Source organism: Nitrososphaera sp. (genome assembly GCF_037447015.1).
Lineage (GTDB): Archaea > Thermoproteota > Nitrososphaeria > Nitrososphaerales > Nitrososphaeraceae > Nitrososphaera.
This window is the reverse complement of the sequence record NZ_JBBIHK010000017.1, coordinates 1-17,142: the sequence shown is the minus strand read 5'-3', so window position 1 is coordinate 17,142 and position 17,142 is coordinate 1. Positions and strand designations below refer to the sequence as shown.

Below are 17,142 nucleotides of genomic sequence, written 5' to 3'. Positions count from 1 at the left end.
TGAACGCTGTTAAATTCGCGGCTGGTCGCTAGCGATTTTACGAAGGAGAAAATGTGAAATCAGCCGCCAACTTAACAGCGTCCGCGGTTTCAAAATTTAAATGCATCTACATGCATTGTACCATTTAGAGGCATGGCAACTACTACGATCACCATAACAGACGAGGCGTACAAGGCACTGAAGGCCGAAAAGAAGGAAGGTGAATCCTTCTCCGACGTTATACTGCGCAAGTTCCAAAAGGGCAGCCCAGCTGCAATTAAGGCAGTACTCAAAGAACGCGGTGCCAATCCAGACCTTGCAGACGCCATTGAAAAGGCCAGCCACGATCTCAGGCGGAACTTTAGGACAAGAAAGGTAGAGCTCTGAGAAAGAGAGAAACAAAAAAAGAGATCGAGAGAGGTAAAAAGAGAAAGATGGTTTGTCTCGACACCGACTTTATTGCCGACCTAGACAGGGGCAAGGCAGACGCCATAGCAAAACTCGACGAGCTGGAAAGCAGAAACGAAACCGTCTATACCACAGCCATAAATGTGGCAGAGCTTTTCCACGGGGCGAACAATGCGCGAGACAGCGAGCGCGCTGTTGCAGACGTTACTGCAATACTGGATAAATTCCACATCCTAAGCTTGGATTATGATTCTGCCAAGACCTGGGGCGCGCTTGCAGAGAAATTAAAATCAAATCCTGTTGGAGAACTCGACCTCTTTATCGCAAGCATTGCCCTTGCAAACAAGCAGGTCCTGATTACTAGAAACAAGAAGCACTTTGAGCGCATACCCGGACTGAAGGTCGAATGCTGGTAAAAAATGAGAGACCTTGGAATCAGCAACGGCGCCTGTCAAGGGCCTGCGCATGCCCCGCCGCGTCCTGCTAAAGAGCAGAAACAGGATATGCGGACGGCGAGCAACAGAAGAAGAAATCACAAACGAGATTGCCAAGATGGCAGCTGCAGGACTCCCTGTGCTAGAGATTGTAGAGCAGACAGGCATATTGTATGCGTTTGCCCGGTGGAGCGACAGCCAGACTGCAAGGACGGCCGGCCCATCAGAGAGTGGGAGAAAATGCTGTCCAGCCTCAAGATTATTTGTGACACGCTAGAGCTGTCGCCTTCTGCCATAATCGCAGGGACATACAACCACGGCCGCATGCAATCATGCAAGCGTGCACTGCAAGAGTTTGCTTCGGCCGTACAAAGAAGTGACGTAAAATACGCCCGTGCCAAGAACAAAAAGAAAAAGACCATGTCAGAAGCCGGCCTGTGAAGATATCGCATGGTTGTGCGCAACTCTGCCATGTCAAACGGTGTGTCGTTTCCAAGGGGGATGTCCGGCCTTTTGAGCGGTAAAAAGATAAACTATGGCAGGTACGCGCACGTAAAACTGCCTTTTGAAAAGATAGACAGCCTTGTACAATACTTGGGCAGGAAGTACGGACATGCAAGCAAAGAGCAAGCTGCCTTTGTCTTTTATTACCTGACGTGCGCAAGAAACCAGTCAGGGGCCAGCGCCCGACTTGCGGCCAGGTTTGAATCGGACTATGATAGGATTGAAGCAGGAAGGTCTGATTTTGTAGGTATCATCTTATGTTTCAATTGGGCGATTGCAGGATTAAAAGACGAGAAGCCTATGTAAAGTGATCAAAGAAACTTTCGACTTCAAGGATTAACTATAGTACTGAAGAGACAACTTTCCATTGCCTGATTCTGTTTAAGCCAGACTTCTAAACGGTGGTTTTGATTTGCTTTTCTTTTCTGAATGTTTCGCAGGTTTGATATGGGTGGCCATTATGAAACATTTGAATCGTCTCTAGGAACGCTTTTCTACTTCCAGACGCCACTGCCCCTTTGTTGAACCCAGAAGACGTGGTGGTGCTGGTGCTCGTCAGGTCGGGCGTGGACAGCGACCTGCTGTTTGCGCAGGCCAACGTCAACTCTGGCGAGCTCGAGCCCGTCGTGGGCAGGCTGGTGCAGTCCGGCCTGCTAAAAGCAAGCGGCCCTGCCGGCGCAAGGCAGTACAGCGTCACGGCGCCGGGCGGCGGGCAGCAGGAGCTCGAGCGCGCAGCCGGGATGCTTGCGCAGAAATGGGACGAGATAGTGGGCGCAATGGAAAAGGGCGAGAAGGACAGGTTTGCCGCCTTGGTGCAGGAGAACGAGAAGTGGATAGGCGTGATGGCCTTTACAGGAATGATAAGCGAAGACGACGCCCGGGCGGTCTTTGACGCGGCAAACCGGATTCTGAGGGGCGACAACGATGATAATAACAAAAAAGACGACGACGGGGCGGGTGATTTATTCTCTGACATGCTGCAGACGCACCTGGGCTCGTACGTGAAATACGACTGATTATGGCCCGGCAAAAAGAGGGGTTATATCCCTGCCTGGCGCAAACAATATGCCGTGCCAGTGCAGCTTGACGACACCGACATTGCAATAATAAAGTCGCTGATGGAGGACGGGCGCAAGTCCTTCCGCGCCGTCTCGCGCGAGATAAAGGTGAGCACGCCCACCGTCAAGGCGCGCTATGAGCGCCTGGTGAACATCGGGCTGATAAAGTCGGTCAGGCCCGAGATCGACGTGTCCAAGATAGACGCGTCGCGGCGGGAGCAGATACAGCTCCCTGACAAGGGCAGGCACCGGGGCCACCACGTCCACCTAAAAGTCGTGGACGGCCTGAAGGTAAAGATGGTGTGCGAGTTCTGCGGCGGGCCCGTCCACGGCAAGCCCAAGGTGCTGAGGTTTGCAAATCTGGAGCGGTTCTTTTGCTGCATAGCCTGCAGGAACAACTATCGCGAGAAATATGCAGGCAGGATAGAGTCGCTGATAGAGCAGCATAGAGAAGAGAAAAAGAAAAACAAATCGTCATCATCGGTCAGCCGTTAGCGGCAGCAGGCCCTGCCGCCGTCGTGCTAACAGCAGCCGCTGATGATGCTGCCTGCTCCTGCTGCTGTTGCTGCTGCTTTTTCTTTTTCGCCTCGCCCGTCTTTTTCCCCATGCCCTCAACCGTGCCAAACGCAAAGACGTACCTTATCCCCTGCGCCTTCATCTCTGGTGACAGGAGGCTGTTCATCTTGTCCACGTCGGCCCTGACGTAGCTTTCTGGGTGCTTGTTGGTGCGCGCTACTACGTACTGGAACTCGTCGCCCACGTACCTGTGGATCTCTAGAACTCTTGTCGTTGTAGTCGTCAAATCTGCCTGCATCCCCCACCATGCTTGCATAGTAAATGAGAGGTGATGTCAAAAATTCTAGGCCGATTGATAATTAATTAATCGAACAGCCTAGAAAGGGCTGCCGATATCTTTTTCGAAAAGGCCAGGGTCGCAAAGTGCAGGCCAAAGCCGACGCCTGCTGCGATGCCGATGTTTACGCCCGCAATGTCGTACAGGCCGATGAAAAGCGCAAGCGGGGGGAGGGCAAATACCAGCGCAAGGGCGGTGCTGACCCACATAGACTTGGCGAGCATCTCTGGCGTGAGGTTCTCCATCTTTTGCCTCTGCAGCCTCAATACCTTTTTGTTGATATTACCTTTGCCGCCCTCGGTAGCCGTCTCCACGGTTTTAAAAAAAATTGCACGGAATATTAGTATTGACACGGAAAATCTGCCCGTGCATACTAGCATGAAATGAAAAATCCATATCACGGTAGCTTGAGGCGCCTGCGTATTTTGCAGCAAAGCGAGGAAAAGTTTGCAAATTGCGGCGTGTTTTGCGCCTGCATCTTGACAGCTATTTTGCAGTATTATCATATAAAGTAGTTGCACATTGAAAAAAATATACTTGTGCTGAAAAAGACAGAAAAGCTGATGCAAATTCACCGGGTTAAACAAATAAACTTAATTAGCAACTTGCGCGGTAACAAGGGGCATATGGAAATCTCGCCATCGCTCACGGTGGAGGAGGAAAAGGCCCGCCTGGACGAGAAATACGAGAAGCTGATAGACCAGTTCGAGGACGAGACGGCGGCGTACGACCGCCTGTCGCGCGTTTCGGCGATAGCCACGTTTGGCGGCGTCCTTGCCTCGGTGCTGGGCCCGCTGCTCTATTACAGCTCCATCGGGGTCAGCAACCCCTATCATGCGTTTGCGGCCGGGCCGGCGCTCTATGTCACGATAGGCGGCATAGTGGCAAGCAAGCTATTGCCAAAGATGGGCATCCTCTACGCCAACCACAAAAAGCACCAAGTCTCAAGGGTAAAGTACAGGCCGGTCACGGGCGTGTGCATGTGCGACCTCTACCAGTTCAGGACGCACCTGCGCAAGATGGACAAGGCCGGCACGACGGCAGAGCGCATGAGGCACGCCAAGCTGGCAAACTATTATAAGCACAAGATGGGCTGGGCGTAATCGCCGGCAGCCGCCGCAAGGCATTTTACCAGCTGCAAAACAAGAAGAGCGGGACGGCGACGTGGCAGCAAGCCCTGACAAGATATACTACATGAGGATCGCCCTCGGCGTGATAGGCGGGATAATCGCCGGCCTGGTCATAGCGCCCGAGTTCGACCAGGGCACCTCTGTCGGCATCGCGTTTGCCATAGCGGCCGTGCTGTTTGGGATCTCGGTGGCAGTCGCAAAAAAGATGGCAAGGGGCCTCCCACGGGAAGTGCAGAAAAAGGCCGGCTATGACGGCATCGTGCCTTTCATCTTTATGAACATCGTCTTCATGGTGATCGTGTACACGGCCCTCCACCAGGGCACTGTTTTAAAATAAATACCAGCCGTCTCTGTATTAAAGAGCTGTGTGGGACTATTCCACCCCGGGCATCCCCGACGAGCTCTTTGAAAGAAGCGAAGACGTCCCAATCACAAAGGAAGACGTCAGGGCGCTTGCGATAAGCAAGCTCCGGCTGAAGGAGGGCTTTTCCGCAATAGACGTGGGCTGCGGCAGCGGCAGCATCACGGTAGAGATGTGCTTGCAGGTGAAGGGGACAGGCAATGTATATGCAATAGACCTTGACAGCAGCGCAGTCGAGCTGACCAAAAAGAACCTCCAGAAATTTGGCGTCCAGGCGCAGGTCGTGCAGGGCAAGGCGCAGGACGTGCTGCCCGCCCTGCCGCAGGTGGACGCCGTGCTGGTGGGAGGCACGTGGGGCGACGCAAGGCAGGTAATGCAGCTTGCGGCAGGCAGGCTGAGAAAAGGGGGGAGGATCGTCGTCGACACCATCCTCATCGAGACCACGTACCAGGCCCTTGCCGCCATAAACGAGATGGGCGACAACCTGAAAGAAATAGACGTGACGCAGGTGACTATAGCCAAAGCGCGCAGGGTGACCACGGGCACGATGATGCTTGCCCGCAACCCCGTGATGATCATCTCGGCTACGAAAGCCTAGCTACCGCCGTATCGATGTAGCCCCTGTCTATCTCAAAGCCTGCAAAGTGCACGCCCAGCTTTTTTGCCGCCACAGCAGTAGAGCCGATGCCGCAGAACGGGTCTGCCACCAGTTTTGTGTTTCCAAGGCCGTGCAGCCTGATGCACATCTCCGGCAGCCTGGACGGGAACGTGGCAGGGTGCGGCCTGTCCTTCCTGCTCTGGATGGTCTCGTACGGTATGAACCACGTGTTCCCCCTGTCGCGTCTATCCTGTTTTGCGCGCTTCCACCGGCCGATGTTGGACTTGTCCTGGTAGGGCACGCCTATTGCAAGCTTGTCCAGCCTGACGTCACCTGACTTTGTGAAATGAAATATGTATTCGTGGCAGTCGTTGAGGAACCGGTCGCTTGCCACCGGCTTGAAGTGGCCGACTGCCATGTCGCCTGCGACGGCGGGGTAGTCGCCGGCGTCTGCCTTTGCTATGGCTATCGACTTGACCCACGTTATCACGTTCTGGAGCACAAAATGCTTCCTTAGCGCCTGCGCCACGTCCCATGCCACCCACTGGTCCTTCGGCCTGTTGCCGACGTTGAGAAAGAAAGAGCCGCCGTCTGCCAGCGCGCCCCTGACTGCCGACCCGACCCGCCCCATCCAGGCCAGGTATTCCTCCCGGGGCAGGCTGTCCCTGTACGAGTTGTAGCCGACGCCGATGTTGTAGGGGGGCGACGTAACCACAACGTCTATCTTTTTTTCAAAGTGCGCAAGCCCTGCGATGCAGTCGCAGTCGTAGAACGACGCTGCAGCTGCCGGCCTGTTGTTGCTGCCGCCATAATAGCGCACCACCCTGTAGGGCTTTAGCGTCGACATCCTACTGCCGCCGCCATCGTCTGCCGTCACCGCCTCTACCACAGCAGTGCCATGGCCGGAGAGAGCATTTATCTTTATTTCATTTCGGTGCTGTCGAATTGGTGTCAGTTAAGGGCCGAAAAAGATGGATACTCCAATTCTGATAGGGTATCAGATATTCCACAATTACTCCGAGCATAAGGCTTTGGAAGGGAGACACTTACCGAACAAGCAGGGATAAAGGCCGAGGGTCAGATAGGTAGTTGACGATAATACAGAACGCCAAGTGTGTTGTCTGATAACTAGCTCAAACCGTTCAGACAAAGTTTCCGCGAGGTAGTGGGACGACAATCACTTCCAATTCTGTATCTTTTAGCATCTCTTTGACCTTCCTTCTAATTTTGTCATTATCAACTATAATGCACTCAAATGTATCAGGAACTTTGAGAGGAAAATTTCTATCATATAGTATGTCAAGTTCGCAGTTCGTTTCTAGTTGGCCATTTTGTTTTTCATGAATATTACTTACTAACCCTCTTGCAAAGTCTGTTTCATTTTTGTAATGAATTTCTTTCCGAGATGGTCTTATGGCAATATCGTTGAACAGGCGTATCTTCTTCATTTTTGCAAGATGTTGAATTACACTATCTTTTAGCATCAGAATTATCACCTTTTCATATTCTCTGGCTGAACATTTTCGACGGATAACGTTGTTTAGGCTACCAAAGAAAGCATGGTTTTGGAATCTCCATTGATAGTCATTATTCCAAAAAAAGGTGCGAAGTTCGTCACCGGGGAACCAGCAATGAAAACCTACGTAGCATGGCACATGTCCTAGTAATCCTTCTTGGTCTCTTTTATCTTCACAAGAATCTATTGCAATATCTATAAAAGTAGTTAATGATCCCCTAGGCAAAAGTCCTCTCTTGAGAATGCCGGGCAGGTTGTCTAGCGAAGTGTAGTGAAAAATGGGGAATTTCTTATCTTCCAAGTCATTTTACTAGTAAAAAGTTCTATATTATAATTTTGTTGGGAAAATATTCAAAGCCCATATCATATATCATTTGAACTTTCTCAATTGTAAACTCTGGGAAGTCCAAGAGTTCTGTAAGGCTCTGGATATTCTTTATATAACGTTGAAGATCTGTAACCAGCTCTTTATCATAGTTGAGTACATCCATTAGCATACCCTCGGGGGCATCTGCGATTAGACTTTTTACATTCGAAGTAAATCGGTCACATTTGGAGTGATTAAGATATACCTCCACGTTAATTGGCAGATCTGCAAGCATTTCTCTCATGACTTCATAGACATCTCGGTAGTCTAGCTTTCCGTTACGCGCGCCCAACAAGGGAAAAGCTATCGAATTAATTTTGTCTGCATCATAATTACGTCTAAAATATTCTAAGCCTTGTATAATGTACTCTAGTTTTGAGGGATGAGAATAATGGTTTTTCGTTGGAAAATTCAAAATCTTCTTGCCCATCCTATTTGGCCGATCATATATCCAGTATTTTCCTATCTGCAATTCTTTGTTGAAGCATTTTTCTCGGTATTCATCATACATTTCTGGAACGCGGAGTCTAAACTCTAATGCCAATCCCTTTCCCATTGCACCGTGTAAATTGATTGTATTTACAATATGCTCACAGTCGGTGTCGAATATGCTGCCACTTTTAGGTGTGATAGGCAATTAGTAAGCCTTCATATGTACTTCGATAAGAGGTTATTTAAGAATTTTCAGGAAGGATTTCAATCGACGACTTGTTACAGCCCTATGGGAAGGAGTCACTCGACGCCAATGCGACCGAGCCTTCATTTCAAAAGCCCAAGCTCGGCCCTTGCCGCCAGCCTCTGGCCGGCAATGGCGCCTGCGATGCCCATGGCCGCGCCCGGCGCCGCCACGAGCGGGAACACCGTGCCGGCCAGCTCGAAATAGATGATGCCCGTCAGGCTCGGCCACACAGACTTGTTCTCGACGACCTCGTTGTACGTGTGCGTTATCAGCGGGTAGTAGAGCATGAAAAACGACAGGCCGATTATGGCCCCTGCAAATACTATGGCCCTGCGGGACATCCATTTCGACATTATGGCGTCTGCCGCGACGAGCGGCACGAGGACGCCTGCGTAGAGCGGGGCCGTGGGCACCAGAGCCTCGTTGGGGATTATCGAGGCAAGCGTACCTACCGCCACAAACGACGCGGCAAGGACAGAGATGGCGCCAAACCTGCGCCCTGCGATGCCCCACGTGGCAAGCAGCACCGCGCCCGTCACGAACGGAAAGCCAAGCGTCGCCGCCAGCGCGCCTGCGCGGGGCTCGGGGTTGAAATTGAAAAAGTCGGTGTCAGAGAACGGCAGGGACGCCATGTGCACGCCTGCCGAGGCAGAAATCCAGACAGGCAGCATGGCAAATGCTGCGAGTGCAAGCGGGATCCTGCCGCCATAGGTCCTGACCAGGCCGGCTGCGGCCCCGACGCTGCTTATTACCATGCCGGAGAGCAGGACAGAGTGGGGCGGGCTCAAAAGCCCGTCAAGGCCAAAAGCCGAATGCCAGATAAAGTCGCCCGGGCCTGCTGCTATCAGCATTGCGACGCCGGCTATTGCCAGCCCGGCCGGCCAGGCAAAGCCCTCTCCAATTATTCTTTTATTTTTCCCGGCGCTGATGTAATGGTGGTAGTAGTGGTAGTGGTGGTAGGCCAGCGCCACTGCGCCGGCGAGCGCGGTCGTGACGCCTGAATACAGGACGGCGTGGGGAGGCGAAAAGAACGTCTCCGGCCTGTTGAGCAGGTGGTACGTTACATCCCACGTGGCGCCCGATATCGCAAGGAGTATGCCTGTGCTGACCAGCACGTACCCTGCTATGAGCACCCTGCTGCCAGGCTCGGCCATCCACGCTGCCGGGGCGCCGCGCTGGAAATAATTCACGTTTTAGTCTGCGCCCCGCACTTTTTTAAGCCTTTGTGGCGTTTGCGGCAGCAGCCGTGATTACCCTCACCTCGTAGACCGAAACGTATTCCTCCTGCTGGTCGAGCGGGCCCTCCTGCGGCCAGTGCGACCGGTCCCCGCTGTGGGGCAGGCCGACTGCCTTGACAAAGACTACAAACCTCCCCTCGCGCTCTGGCGTCACCTGCAATTCCATGCTTGCAGACTCGCCGGGGCCCCACGGCCTGCTCTGGCCCTCTATCGCCGGGTACTGCGGCTTTACCTGCTTTTGCGGCCCGATGTAGCCGGCGCCAATATTTTTGTCGCCGCCAGGCTCTATGAAGACGGGCGACTGCTTGAACGTGTAGCCTGTCACGTTTGCGACGCGCGTGCTCGTCGCATTGGGGAACGCGACCGACACCAGCTGCAGGTCTGCCTGCTCGCCCCTGTTTGTCGCAGTGACGCGGATCGAAAACGGCTCGCCAAGCGCCACCTCCCTGCTTGAAAGCGACACGCTCGTGACCTGCGGCTCGGGCGCCGGCGCCGCAAGCGTCCCGAGGTACAGCTCGGGCGCCATGTAGCCGGCGATCAGGAAATACGCGGCAGCGGCAGTTACCGCCAGGATTATGATCGGCTTGGTGCTGGTGATGCTCCTTTAGGAGGCATGAACCGCTTAAATCTCTTGTTGGCCGCCTTCGCCCTACCTTGCTCTATCTAGAAGTCAGAGTTGGAAGATGTGAAAATTCCGGCCCGAATCGCATTTGAGTAAAAGAAGGTATATGGCGCTTGGCGATTCTGCGTCACGACCCCTTACAGCCCATGCCGTTAAAGTCGCGGCGTTACACCTTTTGACGCAGCTTTGCTTTTTTTCGTTCGTTTCCCGCCAAGCGCCAACGTCAAGCATCGGTTGGCGGTATCTTCATCACGCCTATTATACAGTTTTTAATATTAAAACATTGTGTTCTTGAATTAAATGCACGAATAATTTGCCAGATAACAGTTAATGCCTAAATATGTTCAAAATTATGAATATTCTGTAAGTAGCGATGCGGAAAATGTGGCCGTCTATCGTCGATTGTGCGCAAGCTAGTCATCAAATTCCTAAACATTGGAAGCGCCGGCAGCGGCCTGCAAGCACGTACCGCATAGTTTACCCCGGCGGGTTTGTTAATAATTGCCGCCGCCGTCCCCGGCCGGCTCGACTACAAAAGCCACCAGCTCGCCCCTGCCGGACGAAAACAGCCCTGCAATCCTTGCCTTTATACCGTACTTTTTTTTCCTCTGCGCAAGGGCGCGCTCCTGCTCTTCCGGGGTCGCCCGCCTCACCTTTGCAGCGACCCACTCGCCCTTTGGCTCCCCCCTCATCCCGCAGGGCATTATCCTGGCGTTCTGGTTGTTGCGCAGGCGCTTGACCTTGCCCGTCTCGCTCTTTGTCACGACGAATATCCTTTTCCCGCTGCCGCCGTCGCCATCACCACCGCCGTCGTCTATCGTGAACCACACGGGCGTCCTTACGGGCTCGCCGCTCTTCCTGTAGGTTTCCAGGTTGATGCATTCGTGGCCGAAAAACTGGGCCAGCGGAGGGGAGCCCGATGACATGTCTAGTGCACGCAGCTGTTATTGGGCGCGCACAGGGATTAATAATTTGCCCATCGCGACCGTCTTTTCTTTCTTTCAGAACAAGGTTCCGGAACCAAGACATTGCACTCTTTTATTGCATGCGGCTGATCTAACTGCGTGCCGCCTGCCCCCCGTGCCGCTCCTGTCCAGCCTCCTCATATTACTACTACTGCTACTGCTGCTGCGGCAGCCACTGTCACCGCTGCTGCCACCCGCCGCAGGCGCTTTGGCGAGCACACGGACGGCAACTGCGTCGCCATCACAGTCGACGGCCGGGACACTTTTGAGCAGGTCTATTACCACATGCTGCGCGCCGAGCAGTCGATACTTGTCGCAAACTATGACCTTGACCCGCACCTGCGCTTTGCAAGGGACTATGTCTCGCCCGAGCGCCGTCGCCAGCACAGCCATCCCCACCATCACCATCACCACAGCATCACCCGGTCGCCTTGCCGGCGCCCACTGGCAAGGGACACGATAAGCGACGAGTCGCGCAGATACACCCTGCAGGAGCTTCTAGTAGAAAAGGCGCGCAGGGGAGTGGAGGTCAAGGTGATGGTGTGGCAGCCCCGGCTTGCCCTGCGCATCCTGCCCGGGGCAGACGAGCGGGGCATCGACGGCAGGGCAGACGAGGTGGAGGTGATAAACGCGGTTGCAAAGAGCCTGGGGATCCAGGACAGGCTGGAGGTGAGGGTGGACAGCACCGCGCCCACCCTCACGTCGGCGCACCACGAAAAACTGATCGTGGTGGACGGCAGGGTCGGCTTTTGCGGCGGGCTCGACCTGTCCCGGGGCAAGTGGGACGTGAGCACGCACGACTATGAGAGCCCGCTGCGCGACGCCGGCGCCGAGCCCTGGCACGACGTGAACGCGATGGTGAGGGGGCCGGTGGTGTGGGACATGCTCCTCCATTTCCGCCAGCGGTGGTTGTTTGCAGAGCACCGCGACAGGCGCAGGGCAAGGGCGGCGGCCCCGCCGCCTCCTGTGCAGGAGGAACCCGGCAGCGTCCCTGCCGTCGCGCTGCGCACCTGGAAGGAGATGGACCGGAGCGGCGGCATCAGGGCGTGGTACGCCGAGATGTTCCGGCGGGCCGAGAGGGGCATCTACATAGAGAACCAGTTCCCCTTCCAGTCAAAGACGATGACAGACCTTCTGGTGCGGCGCCTCAAGGAAAAGCCGGAGCTGCGGGTGGTAATCGTGGGCCCGATGGAGCCAAACCTGCCCGGCTTTGTGGGGAGCATGATAGCCAAGATGAGCGTGAACGACGTGAACAGGAACCTTGCCCGGCTGCGCAAGGCCGGCGGCCCCGGCAGGGTCGGGACGTACGCGCTTGTCTCGCAGCACAAGACGGTCCCGACGATGCGCCGGCAGATATACGTGCATTCCAAGGTGATGATAGTAGACGACTCGCTCCTGACCGTGGGCTCGGCCAACCTGGACAAGAATGGCCTGCGCGACTCGTCCGAATTCAACCTCGGCATGACCTCTGAGCAGCTGGCCCTCGACCTGCGGGTGAGGCTGTGGCACGAGCACACCGGCATTCCCAAGTCCAGGCTGCTGGACTTTGCAGAAGGCTTTGAGGGCTGGGCGCGCCTGGCAAGGGCAAACGGCGCAAGGGTGGCCCGGAACAGGCCGCTTGTCGGGAGCGTGTACCTCTACGATTTTGAAGAAGAGGGCCTGCCGGCGCCGTACGACGGCGCGCCTGGCGGCAGCAAGTTCGCCTTCCTATAGCACCTGGTACAGCCTGTAGACAGAGCCGGTCGAGTCGTCGACATAGTTCCACCTCTCGATGTCTACCTTCAGCGGCGACAACAGCAACGACTCTTGTTCTGGCGCAAGCAGGTCGTGCACGGCCTGGCCGGCTATGACGCTGTCCGGCCTTGCAAGCGACTTCATCTTGGCCGCTAAACTGATGCAGGGGCCCAGTATGTCGACGTACGACGCCTTTTTGTCGCTGCCGTACAGGACGACTGCGCACTGGCCGGCGTCCACCCCCACCCTCACCGCAAGCTCGGGGTAATAGTACTCGTTGAGTATCGGGTTTATCACCTGCTGGATGGCCGTCACTATCTCCTTGCCGCAGGCAACCGCTTCTGCCGCGACCGCCCGGTCCTCGGCCCTGGACGCCTCGGAGCCTATGAGCGGGAAAAAGGCGAGCACCGAGTCGCCGGCGTATTTGAGCACGTAGCCGCCGTGCTCGGTTATCGCTATCGACGTTTCCTGGAAAAACACCTGGATAATCGCAGAAAGCGTGTCCACCGGCACCGTGAGGCTCATGTTGGTCGAGCCGACAATGTCTGCGTAGAGCATCACCATCGGCACCTTGTGGTAGAGGTGGGCGCGCAGGAACGAGTCTGCCGGGCCCGTCGCCGCTTCAAACGTCATGCCGTACCTGAGCGAGCGAAAGACGCGGGACTGCTTTTCCACTATCATGCTGCCGGCGTCCACCGCTTTCTTTTCGGCAAGCGCAAACAGCTCTGCCGGGATGAACTGGTTGGTCATGCTGTCGTAAAAGCCCTTTTTCCCGGAGACCGTCTTTTGCACGTACCTCGGCACCTGGCGGCGCTCGACAGACTCGGGGTTCAGGGTCATGGCTAGCGATCCGCTCTCTGGTGGTTTCTGATAATAATGCCGGAGGGAACGCCAAGCTGACAACAAGCTAAATTATTCTTGGCAGTTGTTGTTGTGTGTGCGCGCACGGGGACAGCAACAGCAGCAACAACAGCAGCCCCGGGCCCCAGCGCAGGCTCTACGTCCTGAACCAGTCAGACCTGCTCTCTACGGGGTTAAAGTTGTCGCCGTATACCTGGACATGCAACCTCGTGTATTTGCCCCTTGGCGGCGACAGGGTTATCTCCCACTGGTAGGTCCCGTCAGCTTCCAGGTCGACGGGGTCTGTCGTTATCTGCTCCCACACCCTGCCTTCCTCCTCTGCTGCGTCAAACGCCGTCCACGCCCGCAGGTTTTCTGCAGCCGCCGAGCCCCCGTTCTTGATGGTGACAAGGATCCTGTACGTGGCGTAATAGTCGTCATAGTCTTTAAGCTCTGACCTCCATTCAAAAGTTATCAGGGGCCTGGCGACGAGCGGAAACATATTTGCTTCTGCCTGCCGGTATTCGTCGGGGACCCTGCCTATCTCCCATCCCTCGCCGGTCGTTTCCAGGTAGAAATAGTTCCTGTCGCCGTACTGGTAGTAGGTGCCCTCGCAATCGCTGCAGGACACCCCCACCGCCATGTGCCCCGGCGGGTTTATCAGGATCGCGCGGTACCCGAGCTTGGTGATAAGCTCTGCTGTGAGGATAGAGGTGTCTTCGCAGTCGCCCCCGTTGTCCACCAGGGTCTCGATGGGGTACCGGGGGTACTCGTCAAAGGGGGTCGTTACGTTGTCCGACGTGTAGGGCAGGCTCTGTACAAAGCTTATCATAAAGTTGATCGTCTGCCAGTCGTCCCACTTTCTCTCTGCCGCCACCTCCTTTATCTTGTCCACAAGGCCCGAGATCAGCTTGTCGTCGTAGGGGTCCGTGACGTACACGGAATAGTCTTCAGTCGGCGGCCTCTGCCTGTTCCTGTAATAGTCGTAGAGGGATTTTGAAAACGTAGGGTTCCAAGTCCACTCTTCACCTTCAAAGATCCACTTGAAGTTCCTCTGTATGTCTTTGGAAGGCCAGCTGATGTTGGTGCTCTTGGTCCCTGAATCAAAGTAACTACTGCTGCTGTTATTATCTTTGTTACCCTTGCCAAGGACGCTCCACTTGAACGCATAGATCGGGGAAGGTGAGCCGATCTCAAACGTGGCTGCCGCGCCGCTGCGCAGGGGCGCCTTTGCCGAAAACGAGACTTCGTCCTTCTGGCTTTTCTCCGCCGCCGTCGTCGCTGCCGCTGTTGCCATCCACCCCTTGGGGGCCTTGTGCTTGCTTATCTCCTGCCCCGCAAGCGAAAGGCTCACAGACTGGATAGAGTAGCCGCTGTCCTTGGGGTTTGTGACCTTGACTTTGATCGTGTAGTACGGGCTGCCTGCCGTCGAGCCGCCTTTGCTGACCGTGATCTTGACCGGGATGTTTTGAGCGTAGGCAGCGTGGGAATTTGGCAGCACTGCAGACAAGATCATGGAAGCCGCAAGAGCAAGCGCCACGACGCGGACAAGCAGAAGAGCAGTAGCACCCGGGCCAGACGCCGACTCCCGCACAGTTGCAGTCCGGTCGCGCATTATATAATATTATTACATTAGATTTTCTAGGATGCATCCCGCGCGTGTTATCGCAGACGCAGCTGCCATCGTTATATCGTTTTACTTCATATAGGCAGGCCGGCCTCTAACCTGCTGCCGTTGGTCTTGCTGAACCCTCTCCACGTCTTCCTGTGGACCTTCCGGCGGGCGGGGAGGGATGTCGTCAACCTTTACAATTCGCTCTCGCCTGTCATGCAGCTTGCCACAGGGGGCGACATGCTGAATTTCGGCTACTGGAAGGACGCCTGCGAGCCGGTGGCCGCGCAAGAGGCGCTCTGCTCTCTTGTGGGCTCGGAGGCCGAGCTCGGCTCTGCAATGGCGCTGCTCGATGTCGGGAGCGGGCTTGGGGCGCCGGCGAGGCACTGGAAGTCGGCGTACGGCGTCAACGCCACCTGCGTCAACATAAACTACCGCCAGCTTGCCGCAAGCAGGCCCGCCGCTGGCGCACAATCGTCGCCACCACCACCGTCGCCGCCGCTGCTGCTGGTGAACGCGACTTCGACCCTGCTCCCGTTCCGCGACTCGTCCATGGACAGGGTGATCGCACTCGAGTCCGCCCAGCACTTTAAGCCGATTGAGGGGTTTGCAAGGGAATGCAGCCGGGTGCTAAAGCCGGGCGGCCTGCTCGTGATGGCCATACCTGTGGTCACTGTTGCTACTGCTGACTCTGCCGACACCCCGGCCAGCAGCCGGCGGTCCACGTTTCTAAAGCTGGGCATACTGTCGTTCACCTGGTCGTCGGAGCACTACTCGCTGGGGCGCGTCAAGTCTGCCATCAGGGGCAGCGGCCTTGACATCGTGCATTCCATCGAGATAGGGAGCCAGGTCTACGAGCCGCTGGCCGACTATTACTCCCTCAACCGCCCTGCTCTGCGGAAAAAGATTTTGCAGGGGTACCCGCCGTTCCTGGAAAGCGTCCTTTACCGGTCGATGCGCAAGATGAAGCAGGCGTCGGAGGAGAAGGTCATCGGCTATGCCGTCATAAAGGCGCAAAAGAAAAAGAAGAAAGAAGAAGAAGAAGCTGGATAGAGAGAAATCCATTATAATTTTCGTGTCGGTTTTGTTGCGTGAGCGGCGGCAGCGGCAGCAGTAGCGATGACGGCGGCGCCAAAGAGTCTGCAAAAGCCAAGTCCACGGGCAGCCAGGACAGGGACGACATGCTGCCGCCGGACGCGGCGCTGTACCGCGTTATCGAGACCGGGGTCCAGGTGCCCAAGGCCGAGGCAGGATACCGGCTGCTGTTTCCAGAAGAAAAAGGAGGGGGGGGGGAGAGGGAAAGGCGGCAGCGGGCTCGTGCGTCAAGTGCAAGTTCAACCTCGGCGACGAGCGCAGATGCCACGTCGTGGAAGGCGAGATAGACAACGAGCGGGGCATATCCAGGTTCTTTTCGCCGCAGGGCGCCGGCATGCTCCCCGGCGACATCGTATGGGAGTACGTGAAAAAGGCCGGCGCCAAGCTGCCGTACGACAGGGGGCACGTCATCGAGGAGGGCGCGGCCGGGTTCCAGTGCAGGGACTGCAAGTACTACCTGTATTCGCGCCGCTGCCTGATAGTGGAAGGCGAGTTCCGGCCGGAGATGAGCTGCGGCTTTATCGTCAAGGTGGGGAGCGGGACAGAGATATGAATGAAAGAAGAAGGAAAGAAAGAGAATTGTTATGGCACACCAGCCGATAATCCATTAATATTTTACAAAGGTCACGTATGCATGGAAGAAAAGGAACAGCAGCAACAACAGCAACAGCTGCAGCAAAAACAACAGCTGGAGAAAAAGATAGGCGAATGCATGGGGCTAGAGCGCGCCGCCCAGAAAGCCATACAGGAGCTCGAGTCCCGGGGACTGCTCGACGACCCCCCGTCGCTGAAGAAAAAGGTGGACGAGATAAGGGAGGAGGCCGGCAACCACGAGCAAAAGCTGCGCCAGCTCGTCGAAAAGTCGGGCGAGCAGCTCGACTCGCAGAGCATAGAGCAGAGCGCAAGCGAGGCTGAGAAGAAGGCGACCGAGATGATGAAGGCGTACCTGGGCGAAAACCCGGACACACTTGAGGCGCTCGAATTCCTGGGGATAGCCGAGGGCGGCGAGGTCGTGCACTATGAGCTGTTGAGCAAGATGGCGGCCCAAGTGAAGGACAAGAGGTTTGCCACCGGCGTCAGGTCGATACTGAAAGAAGAAAAGATGCACCTTCAGGAATCTATCAAGCTGGCAAAGAAGCAGAGCGCCGC

Annotated in this window: 24 protein-coding genes; 14 read left to right on the top strand and 10 right to left on the bottom strand. The window is 55.7% G+C overall.

Features of this window, described 5'->3' with window-relative positions:
* The first annotated feature begins 132 nt into the window (after positions 1-132).
* The 6 genes from WKI84_RS07675 to WKI84_RS07650 all read left to right on the top strand — a co-directional run bounded on the left by WKI84_RS07675 (position 133) and on the right by WKI84_RS07650 (position 2,878).
* Positions 133-366: an antitoxin VapB family protein gene (locus WKI84_RS07675; RefSeq protein WP_337862952.1), complete on the top strand. Its 234-nt coding sequence runs from the start codon at positions 133-135 to the stop codon at positions 364-366.
* A gap of 47 nt (positions 367-413) precedes the next feature.
* Positions 414-803 carry a type II toxin-antitoxin system VapC family toxin gene (locus tag WKI84_RS07670; protein WP_337862951.1) on the top strand — a complete coding sequence of 130 codons (390 nt, stop codon included), beginning with the start codon at positions 414-416 and terminating at the stop codon, positions 801-803.
* A gap of 204 nt (positions 804-1,007) precedes the next feature.
* Complete coding sequence (locus tag WKI84_RS07665; RefSeq protein WP_337862950.1) at positions 1,008-1,262, top strand: hypothetical protein; 255 nt, start codon at positions 1,008-1,010, stop codon at positions 1,260-1,262.
* A gap of 9 nt (positions 1,263-1,271) precedes the next feature.
* Positions 1,272-1,631, top strand: coding sequence for a hypothetical protein (locus WKI84_RS07660; RefSeq protein ID WP_337862949.1), 360 nt, complete (start codon positions 1,272-1,274; stop codon positions 1,629-1,631).
* A 212-nt stretch (positions 1,632-1,843) separates the two neighbouring features.
* Positions 1,844-2,341, top strand: a complete 498-nt coding sequence (locus WKI84_RS07655) for a hypothetical protein (RefSeq protein ID WP_337862948.1) — start codon at positions 1,844-1,846, stop codon at positions 2,339-2,341.
* Positions 2,342-2,395: 54 nt separating this feature from the next.
* A complete protein-coding gene (locus WKI84_RS07650) occupies positions 2,396-2,878 on the top strand; it encodes an AsnC family transcriptional regulator (protein WP_337862947.1) in 483 nt (160 codons plus the stop codon).
* Here the strand turns inward: WKI84_RS07650 and WKI84_RS07645 are convergent.
* Both WKI84_RS07645 and WKI84_RS07640 read right to left on the bottom strand, forming a co-directional pair.
* A complete protein-coding gene (locus tag WKI84_RS07645) occupies positions 2,868-3,197 on the bottom strand; it encodes a hypothetical protein (protein WP_337862946.1) in 330 nt (109 codons plus the stop codon). The two genes, WKI84_RS07650 and WKI84_RS07645, sit on opposite strands and share 11 nt — an antisense overlap.
* Before the next feature lie 65 nt (positions 3,198-3,262).
* Positions 3,263-3,550 (bottom strand): hypothetical protein, encoded by a 288-nt coding sequence (locus WKI84_RS07640; protein WP_337862945.1) that lies wholly within the window; start codon positions 3,548-3,550, stop codon positions 3,263-3,265.
* Positions 3,551-3,862: 312 nt separating this feature from the next.
* Here WKI84_RS07640 and WKI84_RS07635 point away from each other — a divergent pair, with 312 nt between their 5' ends.
* The 3 genes from WKI84_RS07635 (at position 3,863) to cbiT (ending at position 5,325) form a co-directional block, all read left to right on the top strand.
* The gene (locus WKI84_RS07635) at positions 3,863-4,339 is read left to right on the top strand and encodes a hypothetical protein (RefSeq protein WP_337862944.1); all 477 of its coding nucleotides are present in this window, start codon (positions 3,863-3,865) and stop codon (positions 4,337-4,339) included.
* A 61-nt stretch (positions 4,340-4,400) separates the two neighbouring features.
* The gene (locus tag WKI84_RS07630; protein WP_337862943.1) at positions 4,401-4,703 is read left to right on the top strand and encodes a hypothetical protein; all 303 of its coding nucleotides are present in this window, start codon (positions 4,401-4,403) and stop codon (positions 4,701-4,703) included.
* A 28-nt stretch (positions 4,704-4,731) separates the two neighbouring features.
* Positions 4,732-5,325 carry a precorrin-6Y C5,15-methyltransferase (decarboxylating) subunit CbiT gene (gene cbiT / locus WKI84_RS07625; protein WP_337862942.1) on the top strand — a complete coding sequence of 198 codons (594 nt, stop codon included), beginning with the start codon at positions 4,732-4,734 and terminating at the stop codon, positions 5,323-5,325.
* On the opposite strand, the gene WKI84_RS07620 is transcribed toward cbiT, so the two are convergent.
* The 6 genes from WKI84_RS07620 to WKI84_RS07595 form a co-directional block, all read right to left on the bottom strand.
* The gene (locus WKI84_RS07620; protein WP_337862941.1) at positions 5,312-6,214 is read right to left on the bottom strand and encodes a site-specific DNA-methyltransferase; all 903 of its coding nucleotides are present in this window, start codon (positions 6,212-6,214) and stop codon (positions 5,312-5,314) included. The two genes, cbiT and WKI84_RS07620, sit on opposite strands and share 14 nt — an antisense overlap.
* A gap of 253 nt (positions 6,215-6,467) precedes the next feature.
* A complete protein-coding gene (locus WKI84_RS07615) occupies positions 6,468-7,142 on the bottom strand; it encodes a hypothetical protein (RefSeq protein ID WP_337862940.1) in 675 nt (224 codons plus the stop codon).
* Positions 7,143-7,164: 22 nt separating this feature from the next.
* Positions 7,165-7,845 carry a macro domain-containing protein gene (locus tag WKI84_RS07610; protein ID WP_337862939.1) on the bottom strand — a complete coding sequence of 227 codons (681 nt, stop codon included), beginning with the start codon at positions 7,843-7,845 and terminating at the stop codon, positions 7,165-7,167.
* A gap of 122 nt (positions 7,846-7,967) precedes the next feature.
* A complete protein-coding gene (locus WKI84_RS07605; protein WP_337862938.1) occupies positions 7,968-9,077 on the bottom strand; it encodes a hypothetical protein in 1,110 nt (369 codons plus the stop codon).
* Positions 9,078-9,102: 25 nt separating this feature from the next.
* Positions 9,103-9,651: a hypothetical protein gene (locus tag WKI84_RS07600; protein WP_337862937.1), complete on the bottom strand. Its 549-nt coding sequence runs from the start codon at positions 9,649-9,651 to the stop codon at positions 9,103-9,105.
* 590 nt (positions 9,652-10,241) lie between these two features.
* A complete protein-coding gene (locus WKI84_RS07595) occupies positions 10,242-10,673 on the bottom strand; it encodes a PPOX class F420-dependent oxidoreductase (RefSeq protein ID WP_337862936.1) in 432 nt (143 codons plus the stop codon).
* Between the two features lie 138 nt (positions 10,674-10,811).
* On the opposite strand from WKI84_RS07595, the gene WKI84_RS07590 reads away from it, so the two are divergent.
* Positions 10,812-12,425 (top strand): phospholipase D-like domain-containing protein, encoded by a 1,614-nt coding sequence (locus WKI84_RS07590; protein ID WP_337862935.1) that lies wholly within the window; start codon positions 10,812-10,814, stop codon positions 12,423-12,425.
* Here the strand turns inward: WKI84_RS07590 and WKI84_RS07585 are convergent.
* Positions 12,420-13,286 carry an adenylate/guanylate cyclase domain-containing protein gene (locus WKI84_RS07585; RefSeq protein WP_337862934.1) on the bottom strand — a complete coding sequence of 289 codons (867 nt, stop codon included), beginning with the start codon at positions 13,284-13,286 and terminating at the stop codon, positions 12,420-12,422. The genes WKI84_RS07590 and WKI84_RS07585 overlap by 6 nt on opposite strands.
* Positions 13,287-13,443: 157 nt before the next feature.
* Positions 13,444-14,880, bottom strand: coding sequence for a hypothetical protein (locus WKI84_RS07580; RefSeq protein WP_337862933.1), 1,437 nt, complete (start codon positions 14,878-14,880; stop codon positions 13,444-13,446).
* 141 nt (positions 14,881-15,021) lie between these two features.
* Between WKI84_RS07580 and WKI84_RS07575 the strand changes: the two genes are divergently transcribed.
* The 4 genes from WKI84_RS07575 to WKI84_RS07560 form a co-directional block, all read left to right on the top strand.
* Positions 15,022-15,951, top strand: a complete 930-nt coding sequence (locus WKI84_RS07575) for a class I SAM-dependent methyltransferase (protein WP_337862932.1) — start codon at positions 15,022-15,024, stop codon at positions 15,949-15,951.
* Positions 15,952-15,989: 38 nt separating this feature from the next.
* Positions 15,990-16,280, top strand: coding sequence for a hypothetical protein (locus WKI84_RS07570; RefSeq protein ID WP_337862931.1), 291 nt, complete (start codon positions 15,990-15,992; stop codon positions 16,278-16,280).
* Positions 16,265-16,546 (top strand): hypothetical protein, encoded by a 282-nt coding sequence (locus WKI84_RS07565; RefSeq protein WP_337862930.1) that lies wholly within the window; start codon positions 16,265-16,267, stop codon positions 16,544-16,546. The genes WKI84_RS07570 and WKI84_RS07565 overlap by 16 nt, the downstream gene beginning before the upstream one ends.
* Before the next feature lie 81 nt (positions 16,547-16,627).
* Positions 16,628-17,142 (top strand): hypothetical protein (locus WKI84_RS07560; protein WP_337862929.1); only part of this gene is annotated, 515 nt, incomplete at its 3' end.

Bases quoted from the DNA above. Each gene is read 5' to 3' on its own strand.
- WKI84_RS07675 (WP_337862952.1), top strand. From the start codon at position 133: ATGGCAACTACTACGATCACCATAACAGACGAGGCGTACAAGGCACTG.
- WKI84_RS07600 (WP_337862937.1), bottom strand. From the start codon at position 9,651: ATGGCGCCCGAGCTGTACCTCGGGACGCTTGCGGCGCCGGCGCCCGAG.
- WKI84_RS07660 (WP_337862949.1), top strand. From the start codon at position 1,272: ATGGTTGTGCGCAACTCTGCCATGTCAAACGGTGTGTCGTTTCCAAGG.
- WKI84_RS07645 (WP_337862946.1), bottom strand. From the start codon at position 3,197: ATGCAGGCAGATTTGACGACTACAACGACAAGAGTTCTAGAGATCCAC.
- WKI84_RS07635 (WP_337862944.1), top strand. From the start codon at position 3,863: ATGGAAATCTCGCCATCGCTCACGGTGGAGGAGGAAAAGGCCCGCCTG.
- WKI84_RS07585 (WP_337862934.1), bottom strand. From the start codon at position 13,286: ATGACCCTGAACCCCGAGTCTGTCGAGCGCCGCCAGGTGCCGAGGTAC.
- WKI84_RS07670 (WP_337862951.1), top strand. From the start codon at position 414: ATGGTTTGTCTCGACACCGACTTTATTGCCGACCTAGACAGGGGCAAG.
- WKI84_RS07595 (WP_337862936.1), bottom strand. From the start codon at position 10,673: ATGTCATCGGGCTCCCCTCCGCTGGCCCAGTTTTTCGGCCACGAATGC.